Raw genomic sequence first — 14173 nt, 5'->3', positions numbered from 1 at the left:
CGTGACCACATGCCTGAGCGCCCGCCACCTGTACAGCCCTTCGAGGGGCCAGGCGAGCGCTGGTTATCGGGCCAGCGGGAGGGGATGGGTGGCGCCGGTTACGCGGCGGCGTACAGTGGCGCTCTGGTCGAGATCGGGGCGGAGCCGGACTCCGTGGCCGGGGGCCGTTCCCGGGCTCAGCCGACCGGCGGAGATGTCCGGCAGGCCGGTGACAAGCTGCGGATACCAGCTGGCGTAGTAGGCCCTGGTGGTCTCCTGGATGAACACGTGCGGCAGATGGACGGCCAGGTGCGCCGAGGCGCCCAGCACCACGGGCCCGCTGCAGTCGTGCAGCGCAAGGGGCACTTCGGCCGCGAGCGTGTGCTCGGCCAGAGCCAGCACCTCGCTGATCCCGCCACACCAGCCGAGGTCGGCGATGAGGACGTCCACCCCGCGCCGATCGAGCAGAGGGGTCACGGCCGTGCGGCCACCCAGCGTCTCACCGGCGGCGATCGGAACCGGGCTGGTCGCTCGCAGTTCGCCGAGCTCGGCGTAGCGATCCGGCCGTATCGGGTCCTCGACCCACAGGGGATCGAACTCCGCGAGCGCCGCCAGAATGACCCGCGCCACGGAAGGCTCCCACAAGCCGTGCAGCTCCACGAGGAGGCGCATGCGATCACCGACGGCGTCGCGCACCTTGCGCAAGGGGCCGAGTCCGGCATCGAGGTCGGCCCGGCTGATCTCTCGTCCCGCCGAACGTTCGGCGTAGACGTCGAAGGGCCAGATCTTCATGGCTGACACCCCCTCGGACAGGAGATCCTCGGCCAGCCGGTCGGCGTGGTGGAGGAAGCCGTAGAGGTCCTCGTAGCGTCCTTCGCCGGCCACCCCCCAGTTGGCCGACTTCTGGCCGCTGGGGTGGCGCATGTAGTGCGGGCCCGCGCAGGTGTTGTAGATCTGCACGTCGCTCCTGACCCGGCCGCCGAGCAGTTCGGCCAGCGGCAGGCCGGCCTCCTGACCCATCGCGTCCCACAGTGCCAGGTCAATGGCCGACAGCGCGCGGACCTCGGCGCCGCTGCCCAGGTAGCCGACATAGCCCTCCAGCTCCGTCAGCAGCGCCCGCAGCTCGTCCGCGTCCCGCGGCATGGCGCGCCCGATCAGGGTGGGCGCCAGAGCCTCGTGGAGGTGCGCCTCGGCCGCGGAGGCCCCGTAGTAGGTCTCGCCCAGCCCGACGGTTCCCGACTCAAGGTGCACCTGAACCAGTAGCAGGTTGGGCAGTTCCTCGACGACGAGTGTCTCGATGCCTTCGATGCTCATGCATGTCTTCTTATCGGCCAGACTGGTCTGACCGCAACTCCTAGATGGTGGCCGGCATGGTTGACGAAACCTTCCGTTTACCTAGATGGTGGTCTGACCGGTAAGCCCGCAAAGGAGTCTGCGATGACGTTGACGACACGTACGATCGCCGGCCTGGCCCTCATCGCCGCCACCGTGACGGCCTGCGCCCCTGGTGCCGCACCCACCGAAGCCCCCGACGCGGGCAAGGCCGTGTCCAGTGCGCTACCGACCGAGCCGGTCACGTTGACACTGAGCCACTTCGAGGAAGGCGGCCAAGGGAAGGCGATCGAGCAGCTGGCCGCCAAGTATCAGCAGCTTCACCCCAACATCACGATCAAACCGACGTACACGGCCTTCGCCGACTACGGCAAGAACATCAAGCTGCAGATGTCCTCGGAATCGGCGCCCGACATCGCCCAGGCCGGCCAGGCGCAGACGATGCAGGGCCCGCTGGTCCAGGCGGGCCTGCTCCGGCCGCTGGATGAGTACGCCAAGCTGTATGGCTGGAGCGAGCGGTTCAAGCCTGGCCTGCTCGACCAGGCCCGGTTCTCCAAGGACGGCAAGACCTTCGGCACTGGCGAGCTGTACGGCATAGCCTTGGGCGGCAACCTGGTCGGCATCTACTACAACCGGGACAAGCTCGCCAAGCTCGGCATCACCACCCCCTTCAAGGATCTGGCCGCCTTCCAGGACGCGCTGGCCAAGGCCAAAGCGGCGGGCGAGACGCCGATCCAGCTCGGCAACCTGGAGGCCTGGCCGGGCAATCACGTGCTGTCCGACCTGATCGCTCAGTACGAGCCGCTCGAGAACGGGCTCAACTGGGTCTACGGCCGCAAGGGCGCCACCTTCGACAGTCCCGGTGTGCAGCAGGCCACCAAGACCCTCGCGGAATGGGCCAAGGCCGGCTACATCGACTCCTCCGCCAACGGCACCTCCGACAGCGACGGCGTCGGCAAGTTCATCAAGGGCGAGGGCGTCTTCATGGTCTCCGGCAGCTGGAACCGGTCGCGTATCGACGAGAACATGGACGGCAAGGCAGGATTCACCGCGATGCCGCCGGTCAAGGCCGGTGACCCGGTCCGCGCGACGGGCGCGACCACCTCGCCGTTCAGCATCTCCGCCAAGACCAAGTACCCCGACGTCGCCGCCAACTTCATCGACTTCATGACCCGGCCGGAGAACGCGGCCACGCTCTTCCAGGGCGGTTACCTGCCCGTCGCCGAGCGTGACACGGGCCAGCCCAAGGCGGGCAGTGCCCAGGAGGGTTTGGTGGAGACCTGGCAGCAGGTTCTCGCCGACGACGGGCTGGCGCTCTACCTCGACTGGGCGACCCCGTCGATGGGCGACACCCTCTTCCCCGCGGTCCAGCAGCTGATCGCCGGTAAGACGACGCCGGACAAGCTCATCTCCACGGTTCAGGAGAACTGGGCCGACGAACGCGGCAACGGCTAGGGCGATATGAGGGCCAACTCCAGAGTCGCCTACCTGTACATCCTGCCCGGTTTCCTGGTCTTCGCGCTGTTCGTTCTGGTGCCCCTGGGGCACACCGCCTGGCTGTCGCTGTACGACTGGGACGGCATCACCCTCGGCACCTGGACCGGGCTGGACAACTACACCGAGCAGCTGGCCGATCCCGACGTCCGCACCGCTTTCAGCCACTCGATGGTGTTTCTGTTCTTCTTCGCCGCGCTGCCCGTCGGCCTGGGACTGGTGCTGGCCTCGGTACTGTCACGGTTCCGACTGCGCGGGCTGAGCTTCTTCCGCACCGTGATCTTCCTGCCCCAGGTGGTGACCGCGGTGGTGGTCGGCATCGCGTGGCGGTGGATGTACGCCGACGAGGGGACCATCAACCAGCTGCTGTCCGCGGTCGGCCTGGACGGGCTGGCCCGCGCCTGGCTGGGTGACTTCACCTGGGCGCTGCCCGCGCTCGGGCTGGTCGGCACCTGGGTGATGTCCGGGCTGTGCATGGTGTTGTTCCTGGCCGGCATCAGCAAGATTGACGCCAGTCTGTACGAAGCGGCCCGCGTCGACGGAGCCGGACCGGTCAGGGAGTTCTTCGCGGTGACCTTGCCAGGACTCAAGCAGGAGATGGCCGTGGGGCTCACGCTCACCACGATCGCCGCGCTGCGCTCCTTCGACCTGGTCTACGTCACCACCGGTGGCGGCCCGGGCAACGCCACCAACGTCCCCGGTTTCGAGATCTACAAGCTGGCCTTCCGCCAGGGGGCCGTGGGCGAAGCCTGTGCGGTCGCCGTGATGCTCACCGTGCTCATCTTCACCGTGGTCCTGTTGATCACCCGGTTGCTGCGGGAGAAGCTGTGAACGCCCGTTTCGAACGGCTCGGCGCCTACACCTTCCTGTGCCTGTTCGCCCTTGCCGTACTGCTCCCTCTGTTCAGCATCCTCTCCGTCGCCCTGCAGCCCCAGGGGGCGCCGGTCACCGGCCTGAGCTGGCCAGACGATCCGCAGTGGGGCAACTTCGCGCGGGCGTGGACCACCGGCTCCTTCGGCGACCTCATCACCTCGAGCGTGATCGTCGCGGTGGTGGTGGTCCCGGTCGCGACGGTGCTGTCGATCATGACCGGGTACGCCTTCGGCACCATGCGGTTCCGCGGCAGCACCCCGCTGTTCTACGTGATGCTGATCGGCATCGTCATGCCGTACGAGGCCACCGTCGTGCCGCTCTACTACGACCTGCGCCAGTTCGGTCTCACCGACAACTACCTGGGCCTGATGCTGCCCGAGATCGGGTTGTCGGTGTCGTTCGGCACGTTCTGGATGCGGGCCTTCTTCCTTTCCACGCCCCGCGCGCTGATCGAGGCGGCCCGCATGGACGGCGCCAACTCCTTCACCGTCCTGTTCCGTATCTTGCTGCCTGTCGCCCGGCCCGCCGTCACCACGCTCATGGTCCTGTTCTTCGTCTGGAGCTGGAACGAGTTCCTGCTGTCGCTGGTGCTGCTGCAGGATCCGGCCGTCCGCACCGCGCCCGCCGGCCTCGGCCTGTTCGTCGGCCAGCGCACCACGGACGTCGCCGGCCTGTCGGCCGGGGCCCTCATCGTCACCGTCCCCGTCGTCCTCGTCTACCTTTTCCTGCAACGCCATGTGATCCGCGGCATGCTGCAGGGCGCCGTCAAGGGCTGACCCTTAGAAGGAAGGCTCCGTACGTGTCCCACGCCATCGACTTCCGGTTCGCGCCCCCCTCGCGCTGGACAGCGATCTGCCTGCCCGACGACCCGCACAAGACCCTGGTCCGCGAGGACGGCGCCCTGCTCTACGGCTTCACACAGACGCACCTCGCGGCCTGGCACTTCGCCACCGTCGTGGAGTTCTCCGCCCAGACCGCCGACCGGCCAGTGTCGGTGACCCAGCGCACCGAGTCCGCCGCACGCCCCATCGTGGTCACCACCATGCGCTACCCCCGGCTGGAGCTCACGCTGACCGCCTTCGCCCACGAGCACGACGGCTTCCGCGCCGATGTCGTGATGTGGGAGCTGACGCACATCGGCGACGACGGCGAGGTGCTCACCGGACTGCATATCGACCACCACGACCGCGACGCGGTGCTGACGGGTGGCACGACACCGTTCCACGTCGCCTACTCGGTGGCGCCCGAGCAGGCTCCTGCCCAGCCGATCTGGATGGACGACACCGCCGAACAAGACGGCACGCCGCTCGGCCCTGTCGCCCTGGTCCACCGGCCGCAACGGCTCCATCTCGCCCACCCGACCGGATTCCACCCCGCCACCGGCCTTGACGTCACCCCCGAGATCCTGCGACCAGGCGGGCGTATCGGCGGGGCACTGGTCCTGCCGCAGCCGGCCGTGGCCGAGACGCCCGCCATCGCGGACCTGGCCTGGGCCGAGGCCGCCCTGACCCGTGCCCGCGCCTTCTGGGACGAGCTTCCAGCGCTACGGCTGCCGATCACCGTGCCCGATCCGGCCGTGCAGGACCTGCTGGTGGCCTGCGTGCGCAACCTCCTGCAGGCGCGGGAGATCCGCGACGGGCTGCCGGTGCCGCAGGTCGGCGCCACGGTCTACCGCGGCTTGTGGATCGTCGACGGTCATTTCATCCTGGAGACGGCCCGCTACCTCGGCTTCGCCGACGACGCCGACGCCGGCGTGCGTGTACTCCTGCGCCGGGTCAGACCCGACGGCTCCATCACTGGGTTGGAGCTGGCGCCGCACATCAAGGAGACCGCGATCGCGATCGCCACGCTGGTGCGGCAGTCGGAGCTCAGCGCCGACCCGCGCGGCGCGCTCAGCTCGCACTGGGCGGTGGTGCTGCGCGCCATCGACCACATCGCCGACCTGCGCCGCCAGGCCGACGCGCTGCCCATCGGCCACCCGCTGCACGGCCTGATGCCGCCGGCGTTCGCCGACGGAGGAGTGGCAGGTGTACGGGCGGAGTACACCACCACGCTGTGGACGCTCGCGGGGCTGCGCGCCGCGGTCAGGGGAGCGACGATGCTCGGCCGCGCATCCGATCGCGACGCGATTCACGCGCAGTACCTCCAGTTGCGCGCCAACTTCGACAAGGCGGCCCGCCGACACCGCGAGGAAGGACTCGCGTACCTGCCCATGATCCACCCGGAGAGCGGCTCGCATCACTACCACGCGGGTCCCGTCGAGGCCGACGTGGCCGCATGGCATCGGATCCGGCCCGGCAGCGCCACGTGGGCGCTGTGTCAGGCCATCTGGCCGGGAGAGGTGTTCGAGCCCGACGACCACGTGGTCACCGACCTGCTGGCGCTGTTCGACGCGCTCGATGACGAGCAGGGGATTCCTGCCGAGACCGGCTGGCTGCCCTACCGCGCCGTCTGGCCCTACGCCGCCTCGTTCGCCGCGCACGCGTGGCTGTACGCGGGCCGTGCCGACAAGGCGGTCGACTACCTCTACGCCTTCGCCAACCATGCCGCGCCCACCCGCGTATGGCGGGAGGAGCAGTCGCTGACCGCCACCGGCAACGGGCAGCTGTGGGGGGATATGCCGCACAACTGGGCCTCGGCCGAATTCGTGCGGCTGGTCAGGCATCTGCTGCTGTTCGAGCGGGACGACACACTCGAACTGCTGCCTGCCGTACCGGCTGGGTGGTTCGGGGCCGGTCAGACCATCGAACTGGAGCGCAGCACCACCCGCTTCGGGCCGGTCAGCCTGCACGTCACGACCGAGCACACGGACGTGATCACGGTCACCGTCCGCTACACCCGCCAAGGCGACAGCCACCCGGCACCGGACCGGCTCTCCCTGAGCCTGCCCCTTCCCGAGTGGGCCGCGGGGCGGCCCACCGAGATCACCGTCGACGGCCGCGCGGTGCCGCCCGCCGACGGGCGGATCCCGCTGGCCGCGGTCGACGACGTCACCGTCCGCATGACCTACCGTCGGCTACCATGATCAGGGACGTTTGCCTCCGGCGGGGGCGGGAAATAGCATCCGGTCTGACCGCGCGGGGTGCTGTCGGGGAGGATCACCGGTGACGATTGACGCCGTTCCGCGTGACATGCTGTCCACTTATCTCGAGGACGCCCTGCTCACCGGGAAGATCAGCCCGGGCAGCCGGCTTCCCTCCGAGCGGCTGCTTGCCCAGCGTTTCGGGCTCAGCCGCCCCTCCGTCCGCGAAGTCATCAAGGAACTACAGGAGCGTGGGCTGGTCCGGGTCATTCCCGGGCGCGGCACGTTCGTCCGCGAGCCGAGCAGCGTCGACAGCATCCGCCCGCTGGAGGCCTATTACCGTCGGCGCAACGCCACCCCGCGTGAGGTGACCGACGCGCGGATCATGCTGGAGACCCACGCCGCCGTGCTGGCCGCGCGAAACGCGACCGAGGACGATCTCACCGCGCTGCGCAAGATGCTGAGCGCCTTCGAGATGGCCGGGAATGTCGTCGAGAAGGCCCGCGCCGACATCGCCTTCCACATCCTCATCGCGCGGGCCGCCCGCAACTCCGTGCTGGAGGTGATGTTCCTGTCGATCGCTGGGCTCACCTTCGAATACATGCTGCGCAGCCTCGCCGACCCCACGATCGTCCGAGAGGGCGCTCCATACCACGACGACATCCTCGCGGCGATCGCCGACCGCGACACCGAACGGGCTCGCCGCGCCATGGAGGGGCACCTGTCCGTGGCGCATTACCACTACGGCGAAGATCTTGACAAGGGGCTCGACACGCTCGCCCGCCGCGAGCTCACCCGGCTGATGGGGCCGGGTGTGTCACTCGACGGCATCATCGAATCGGTGCTGACCGCGCTCGACGGCCCCGACGACGACCTGCTGCGGCTGGAGCCCAACTCCCGTCAGCGCTAGGGTCATCTCCAACCGCCACCGACCTGGTCAGTCCTGGTTGAACAGCGAGCAGCCGCCGTCGGCCAGCAGGGTCGTGCCGGTGATGTAGTCGGCGTCGGGTGAGCACAGGAACGCGGCCACCCTGGCCACCTGCTCGGCGGATTGCGGAACTCCCAGCGGAATGGCCTGGGCGGCCCGCGCGGCGTAGGCGGGCTCGTTGTCGAACTGCCACTTGGCCAGCCCCGCGGCCACAATTCCCGGCGCGAGGGCGTTGACGAGGATGCCGTGCGGTGCCAGCTCTTTGGCCATCGACCGGGCGAGCATCGCCACGCCGGCCTTCGACGCGCTGTAGGCCGCGATCTCCGGCCACGGCACCGTGCCGACCCAGGATCCCGTCAGCACGATGCGCCCGCCAGATCCTTGGGCCACCATGCGCCGTGCGGACGCCTGGGCGGTGTGGAAGCAGCCGGTGAGATTGATCGCCAGCTGTTGTTCCCAATCCTCGACAGAGATCTCCAGGAACGGGGCGGATTTGACGACGCCGGCGTTGGCGATGGCGATATCGAGATGTCCGACCTCGTCGACGGCGGCGTCCAGGGACGGCCGATCGCGCACGTCGGCCTGCACATAGCCCACCTTGCCGTGCGCGGATGCGGTGGCGATCCATGGGTCGGCCTCGGCCGGCGACTTCACGTCGAGGAGCGTAACGCGAGCTCCCCTGCGAGTCAGCTCGGCGGCCATCGCGGCACCGATGTCTCCTGCGCCACCGGTGATCAACGCGGAGCGCCCCGCTAGTACGGGCATGATCCATCCTCCTCTGGTTTGACCGGTAAAACCAGAATCTTATGCCGGAGAGGAGGTGTTCTCCCTCGAGGCCAGCCGGTGGGAGGCGCAGACTCGGAAGCAAGCCGTCCCACCCGCCGGCCCGACGGGGTCAGCGTTGCGGTTGCTCGGCGAGATGGTCCAGCTCGCCGGCCACGTCCGGAATGGTCCGAACGCCGATCGGCGGGTTGTCCGCCGTCTGGTGCAGGCCGGGGTTGCCCGCCTCCACCGCGAACGACGCACGAGTCGAGATGGGCGCCCCCGGCCGCGTAACGTAGGGCACGATCCGGTAGTCGACGGTCAACGTCTCCGGAGTCGCCGTGGCGCGCACGTAGCCACGCTGAACGTTGTGGAACTTCAGGTGCGGATTGGCGGCGAGGAACGTCTGCCCGAGCCCGTCCTGGTCGGCGCCGTCCTTACCGGAGGCGATCGAGGTCCCGGCGAACTCCACGCCCATGACCGGAGAGTTCGGGTCGTCGAAGTCGGGCCTGAGCTCAGCCGCCAGGCTGCGGTGGATGTCACCGGACAGCACCACCGGATTGCGCACGTTGTGCTCCACCATCCCCGACAGCAGCCGGGCGCGGGCGGAGGCGTAGCCGTCCCACAGATCCATGCCGAAGGCCTGCACGTCGGGACTGGCGTCGTGGTCGAGCGGCGCCATGAGCAGTTGCTGCGCCAGCATGTTCCACGTCGTACGCGAGCGCGCGAGGCCGCCGAGCAGCCACTCCTCCTGCCTGGCGCCCAGCATCGTCCGGTTCGGGTCCAGCCGGTCCGCGCATCCGACGTCCAATCCGTCGCCGCACGGCTGGTCGTCGCGATACTGGCGGGTGTCGAGCACGTTGAAGGTCGCCAGCCTGCCGAAGGACGCGCGCCGATAGAGCCGCATGTCAGGCCCTCCGGGCATGGAGGCGCGGCGCAGCGGCAGGTGCTCGTAGTACGCCTGAAATGCGGCGGCCCGCCGTTGCAGGAAGACCTGCGGGTCCTGGTCGGGCTCGGTGTCGATCTGGGAGATGTCCTTGGCCCAGTTGTTCTCCACGTCGTGGTCGTCGACCGTCACCATCCAGGGGAACGCCGCGTGCGCGGCCTGCAGGTCAGGGTCGGTCCGGTAGAGGGCGTGCCGGTTGCGGTACTCCGTCAGGGTGAAGGTCTCCTTCAGGTACTGCTCGGGCAGGCTGACCCCGCGCACCCCGCCGGTCGCGCCCACGCCGTACTCGTAGATGTAGTCGCCGAGGTGGAAGACCACGTCCAGGTCCTCCTGGGCCAGGTGCCGGTAGGCGGTGTAGAAGCCCTCATACCAGCACTGACAGGAGACGAAGGCAAAGGCCAGGGCGCTCAGGTCCGCCCCCGGCGCAGGCGCGGTCTTGGTCCGGCCGACCGGGCTGATCTCGCCGCCCGCGCGGAACCGATAGAAGTATTCCCTGCCGGGACGCAGGCCGTGCAGCTCAACGTGCACGCTGTGCCCATGCTCCGGTCTGGCCAGGCTGATGCCCTCGCGAACGACACGCCGGAACCGGTCATCGGCGGCGACCTGCCACTGCACCTGTACGGCCTGCTCTGGCATACCGCCGCGGCCGTCCACGGCGAGCGGCTCAGGAGCCAGCCTGGTCCATAACACGACCCCGTCGGGCGCCGGATCGCCCGAGGCCACCCCAAGGGTGAACGGGGTGCTCGCGGCAGCCGCCGTTCCCGTCCCCACCCAACCTGGTATTGCGGCGGCCGAGCCCGCCACCAGCGTCGCTGTGAGGAATCCTCGACGGCTGTACCTGTTCATGCGCGAGCTCCTGTCGATCATGGGTCTACCCCACCATGACTGCAGGAGCCGAAAGTGATCAAGAGGTTGAAATATCGTTGCTTTGTGCTAAATGAACGTCGCCCGCTGGGTGCACGACCTGGCCGTCAAGCGCGTCGGCTACGGCGTGCGGGCGACCGAGCGCCTGCCGCTCAGGGCCGCGGCCTGAAGTGTTGCAGCACTTCGGGGTTGGCCATGGCGTCGGGATTGGCGGCCTCCTCCACCGGCGTGCCGAGCAGGATCTTGCGTACCGGGACCTCCAGCTTCTTCCCCGACAGGGTGCGGGGGATGCCGGGGACCACGCGGATCTCGTTCGGCACGTGCCGGGGTGACAGCTCCTCGCGCAGGGCCGCGCAGAGCTCGCGTTCGAGCGACTCGGTGAGCTCGGCGCCCTCAGCGAGCGTCACGTACAGGAGCAGCCGCCCTTCCTGCCCGAGCTGACCCGTGTCGATCACGAGGCTGTCGGCGATCGCCTCGAACCGCTCGACGACGCGGTAGAACTCGCTGGTGCCCATCCGGACGCCGCCCCGGTTGAGCGTCGAGTCGGAGCGCCCGTAGATTACGCAGCTGCCGTCCTCGTTGATCTTGATCCAGTCGCCGTGCCGCCACACGCCGGGATAGACGTCGAAGTAACTCTCGGTGTAGCGCTCGCCGCCGGGGTCGTTCCAGAACATCACCGGCATCGAGGGCATCGGCTGCGTCAGTACCAGCTCGCCGACCTCGCCGACGACCGGCTTGCCCGCGGGGTCGTACGACTCCACCTTCGCGCCCAGCGACCGGCACGGGATGATCCCCGCCCTGATCGGGTGGAGCATGGTCGCCCCGACGAAGCCCGTGCACACGTCCGTGCCGCCGGAGAACGATCCGATCGGGATCCCGGGCAGCTCGGCCGCCACCCACGCGAACCCCTCGGGCGGCAGCGGAGACCCGGTCGAGCCCACCCCGCGCAGCCGTTCCAGCCCGGACGGCCGCACACCGCTCTTCAGCGAGGCCATGATGTACGGCGCCCCGACTCCGAAGTACGTCACGTCCTCAGAATCGGCGATCCGCCACAGCGCGGCCGGCGACGGATGGGTGGCCGAGCCGTCGTACAGCACCGGCGTGGCCCCCACCAGCAGGGCGCCGATGAGGTAGTTCCACATCATCCAGCCCGTGGTGGTGTACCAGAAGAACACATCGCCCTCGCCCAGGTCCTGGTGGAAGGCGAGCGACTTGAGATGCTCCAGCACCACCCCGCCGTGGCCGTGCACGATCGGCTTCGGCAACCCGGTCGTGCCGCTGGAGTAGAGGATCCACAGGGGATGATCGAAAGGCACCCGCTCGAACTCCAGCGGCCCAAGCTCGGCCCGCAGTCCCTCCCAGCCGATCACCTCGCCGTGCGGCATCTCCTGGGTGTGCGCTGGAGTGGGCTCGGCCTGCTGCGGCGCGCGGCCCTCGTCGGCCGCCGCCAGGTAAGGGATCCACACGGTGGCACGCAGCGAGGGCAACTCGGCGGCGATCTCGTTGACCGCGGCCGAGCGGTCGTAGCTCTTGCCGTTGTAGTGGTAGCCGTCGACCGCGATCAGCACCTTCGGCGCGATCTGCTTGAACCGGTCGACGATGCTCGGCACCCCGAAGTCGGGCGAGCCGGCCGACCAGATGGCGCCCAGCGAGGCGGTGGCCAGGAAGGCGATCAGAGCCTGCGGGATGTTCGGCAGGTAGCCGGCGACCCGGTCGCCCCGTTGCACGCCGAGCCTGAGCAGCCCGGCCCGCACGCGGGCGACCTCCTCACGCAGCTCGGCGCGGCTCAGCTCCTGGCGGGCGCCGTCCTCGGAGACGAAGACCAGCGCGGTGCCCTCGGCCCCGCGCAACGCGTTCTCGGCGTAGTTGAGCGAGCTCTCGGCGAACCACCGTGCCTCAGGCATGGTGCCGGACAACACCGGCCCGCCGCCACGCTCCCCGATGACGTCGAAGTAGTCCCAGATCGACGTCCAGAACGCAGCCGGCTGGTCGACCGACCACCGCCACACGTCCTCGTAGGACTCCTCCCGCCGTCCCAGCCACTCCAGGTAGCGGGTCAGCCGGGCCCTTTCGACCACCTCTTCGCTCGGCTCCCAGAGAAGCTCGCCCTCAGCAACCATGTGCCCATCCTGTCGCCCGATCAGTGGGAGGACATACCTGTACCCCCCACACAACTGACTATCTCCGTAGGTGGTCCACCGCCATACGCGCGGCCGTGCCGATGACGGCGTCGGCGCGCGGCTGATTGAGCGCGGTGCTGAAGGAACGGGTGAAGACCGCCACCGCGTAGCGCCTGCCGTCGGGATATTCGACGACGCCGGACTCGGTGCGCAGCGTCGGCAGCGTGCCCGTCTTGCCGCTGACCGCGACGTCGTCGTACGGGAAGCCGGAGGCCAGCCGGTGCGGCCACACTTGCATGTTCAGAACGGTACGCATCCAGGCGCAGGAGGCAACCGAGGCCGCCTCGTCCCGCCAGATCAGCCCGAACAGCCGGGCCATCTCCCGCGGCGTGCTGCGGTTCGCCCGCGCCGGGTCCAGCGCGCTGAGCCGGGCCACCTCATCCGGATCCAGGTACGGCCACCCGTGCCCGGTGTCCTTTCGCATGCTCTCGTTGAGCTCCTTGCCGCTCTGCGTCACGCGGGTCGCCGTCAGCCCGTGGCGCGCCAGCATGGCGTTGACCGCGTCCATCCCGACCCGCCCGAGCAACACGTCGGCCGAGCTGTTATCGCTCACCGCGATCATCAGGTACGCCAGGTCGCGCAGCGAGATCGTCACGTCGTCGAGCATCGCCGAGATGCCCGTCGGTCCTGCCACCCGGTCGCCGGCCGTCACCGTCACCCGGCTCGTCGGGTCGAGCAGCCCGGCGTCGGCCTGCCGGCAGAACTCGACCAGCAGCGGCACCTTGAACATCGACGCCGTGGGCAACGGCTCGTCGGCCCCGTGGCCGATTCCGCGACCGGAGTCGATGTCGGCCGCGTACAGCCAGCCGGCGACGCCTGCCATCCTGAACAGCGTCTCGAAGTCGGGCCCGCTCATGCCAGCATCCCCGGCCTGCGGCTGACCCGCCGCGCGGGCACGGCGCCTGCGTCCGTCATCCCGGCGCTCTCCTTCAACGTCCGTACGGCCACGGCCGAGAAATCGTCGATCGGGCCCGTGGCCACCCGCCAGGCCGTGGAGACCTGGTAGGCGATCGGCGAGCCTAGCAGCGGCCGCCACGCCAGCCCCGGCACCTCGGCCTTCGGCGCGAACGCCACCGCCGCACCCGCCAGCACCAGCCCGAGCCCGGCGCCCTGGTGCACCTGCGGGGGGACATAGCCGTGGCGGCGGCACTCCGCCAGCGTCTCGGCGTACATGCCGGGCTCGCCGTCCTTGGGCGGCATCAGCAGCTCCCGCCCGGCCAGGTCGGCCAGGTGCACCTCGCCCACGCCGGCCAGCGGGTCACCGGCGGCCAGCAGCACGCCCTGCACCTGGACGAGCGGATCGCCGAAGCGCAGTCCCGGCGCGGTCACCGGATGCCGGACGAGCCCGACGTCGATCATGCCCTCGGCCAGCGCGGTCACCTGGTCGGCGGTCCAGATCTCGGTGGGCGCGAGGCGTACCTCGGGATGGGTCTCGCGGAAGTCCGCGACCAGGGCGGCGATCACGGCGGCGGCCAGGTCGGGCGGGACACCGACCTTGAGCACCGTGTCCTCGCCGTGCCTGGCCAGCTCGTGCAGGCGGTCCACCCTGGCCACGATCTCGCGGGCCTCGCCGAGCACCAGCCTGCCCGCCTCGGTGAGCCGGACCTGGCGGGCGGAGCGGTCGAACAGGCGGGTGCCGAGCTCCTCTTCCAAGCGCTTGATGCGCTGGCTGAGCGGCGGCTGGGCCATGCCGAGCCGGATCGCGGCGTTGCCGAAGTGCAGCTCTTCCGCCACCGCGATGAAGTAGCGAAGATGACGGACCAGGTCCATAACCAGCAACTATATCTAGATTT

At 69.3% G+C, this 14173-nt stretch carries 11 protein-coding genes; 5 read left to right on the top strand and 6 right to left on the bottom strand.

Annotated features, from left to right (window positions below; translation table 11 throughout):
* Window positions 1-63: 63 nt before the first annotated feature.
* Window positions 64-1293 (bottom strand): mandelate racemase/muconate lactonizing enzyme family protein, encoded by a 1230-nt coding sequence (locus Q9G87_RS26990; protein WP_305919266.1) that lies wholly within the window; start codon window positions 1291-1293, stop codon window positions 64-66.
* Between the two features lie 123 nt (window positions 1294-1416).
* Between Q9G87_RS26990 and Q9G87_RS26985 the strand changes: the two genes are divergently transcribed.
* From Q9G87_RS26985 to Q9G87_RS26965, 5 genes are all read left to right on the top strand, one after another.
* A complete protein-coding gene (locus tag Q9G87_RS26985) occupies window positions 1417-2766 on the top strand; it encodes an ABC transporter substrate-binding protein (protein ID WP_305919265.1) in 1350 nt (449 codons plus the stop codon).
* Window positions 2767-2772: 6 nt separating this feature from the next.
* Entirely contained in the window at window positions 2773-3636 is an 864-nt protein-coding gene (locus Q9G87_RS26980) for a carbohydrate ABC transporter permease (protein ID WP_305919264.1), read from the top strand.
* Window positions 3633-4454, top strand: coding sequence for a carbohydrate ABC transporter permease (locus Q9G87_RS26975; protein WP_305919263.1), 822 nt, complete (start codon window positions 3633-3635; stop codon window positions 4452-4454). Before Q9G87_RS26980 ends, Q9G87_RS26975 begins: the two co-directional genes overlap by 4 nt.
* 23 nt (window positions 4455-4477) lie before the next feature.
* The gene (locus Q9G87_RS26970; RefSeq protein WP_305919262.1) at window positions 4478-6703 is read left to right on the top strand and encodes a hypothetical protein; all 2226 of its coding nucleotides are present in this window, start codon (window positions 4478-4480) and stop codon (window positions 6701-6703) included.
* A gap of 79 nt (window positions 6704-6782) precedes the next feature.
* The gene (locus tag Q9G87_RS26965) at window positions 6783-7610 is read left to right on the top strand and encodes a FadR/GntR family transcriptional regulator (RefSeq protein ID WP_305919261.1); all 828 of its coding nucleotides are present in this window, start codon (window positions 6783-6785) and stop codon (window positions 7608-7610) included.
* A gap of 27 nt (window positions 7611-7637) precedes the next feature.
* On the opposite strand, the gene Q9G87_RS26960 is transcribed toward Q9G87_RS26965, so the two are convergent.
* The 5 genes from Q9G87_RS26960 to Q9G87_RS26940 form a co-directional block, all read right to left on the bottom strand.
* Complete coding sequence (locus tag Q9G87_RS26960; RefSeq protein WP_305919260.1) at window positions 7638-8393, bottom strand: SDR family NAD(P)-dependent oxidoreductase; 756 nt, start codon at window positions 8391-8393, stop codon at window positions 7638-7640.
* Between the two features lie 130 nt (window positions 8394-8523).
* Window positions 8524-10182 carry an alkaline phosphatase D family protein gene (locus Q9G87_RS26955; protein ID WP_305919259.1) on the bottom strand — a complete coding sequence of 553 codons (1659 nt, stop codon included), beginning with the start codon at window positions 10180-10182 and terminating at the stop codon, window positions 8524-8526.
* Window positions 10183-10352: 170 nt separating this feature from the next.
* The gene (locus tag Q9G87_RS26950) at window positions 10353-12320 is read right to left on the bottom strand and encodes an acetoacetate--CoA ligase (protein WP_305919258.1); all 1968 of its coding nucleotides are present in this window, start codon (window positions 12318-12320) and stop codon (window positions 10353-10355) included.
* Between the two features lie 58 nt (window positions 12321-12378).
* The gene (locus Q9G87_RS26945) at window positions 12379-13236 is read right to left on the bottom strand and encodes a serine hydrolase (protein WP_305919257.1); all 858 of its coding nucleotides are present in this window, start codon (window positions 13234-13236) and stop codon (window positions 12379-12381) included.
* Window positions 13233-14150, bottom strand: a complete 918-nt coding sequence (locus Q9G87_RS26940; protein ID WP_305919256.1) for a LysR family transcriptional regulator — start codon at window positions 14148-14150, stop codon at window positions 13233-13235. Before Q9G87_RS26940 ends, Q9G87_RS26945 begins: the two co-directional genes overlap by 4 nt.
* Between the last annotated feature and the right edge of the window lie 23 nt (window positions 14151-14173).

It is taken from the genome of Nonomuraea turcica (assembly GCF_030718205.1).
Classification (GTDB): Bacteria; Actinomycetota; Actinomycetes; order Streptosporangiales; family Streptosporangiaceae; genus Nonomuraea.
Note: the sequence above shows the minus strand (reverse complement) of the source record. Positions and strands in the feature narration are given on the sequence as shown.

Coding starts and splice junctions, on each gene's coding strand:
- Q9G87_RS26990 (WP_305919266.1), bottom strand. CDS start 1,293: ATGAGCATCGAAGGCATCGAGACACTCGTCGTCGAGGAACTGCCCAAC.
- Q9G87_RS26985 (WP_305919265.1), top strand. CDS start 1,417: ATGACGTTGACGACACGTACGATCGCCGGCCTGGCCCTCATCGCCGCC.
- Q9G87_RS26980 (WP_305919264.1), top strand. CDS start 2,773: ATGAGGGCCAACTCCAGAGTCGCCTACCTGTACATCCTGCCCGGTTTC.
- Q9G87_RS26960 (WP_305919260.1), bottom strand. CDS start 8,393: ATGCCCGTACTAGCGGGGCGCTCCGCGTTGATCACCGGTGGCGCAGGA.
- Q9G87_RS26955 (WP_305919259.1), bottom strand. CDS start 10,182: ATGAACAGGTACAGCCGTCGAGGATTCCTCACAGCGACGCTGGTGGCG.
- Q9G87_RS26950 (WP_305919258.1), bottom strand. CDS start 12,320: ATGGTTGCTGAGGGCGAGCTTCTCTGGGAGCCGAGCGAAGAGGTGGTC.
- Q9G87_RS26945 (WP_305919257.1), bottom strand. CDS start 13,236: ATGAGCGGGCCCGACTTCGAGACGCTGTTCAGGATGGCAGGCGTCGCC.
- Q9G87_RS26940 (WP_305919256.1), bottom strand. CDS start 14,150: ATGGACCTGGTCCGTCATCTTCGCTACTTCATCGCGGTGGCGGAAGAG.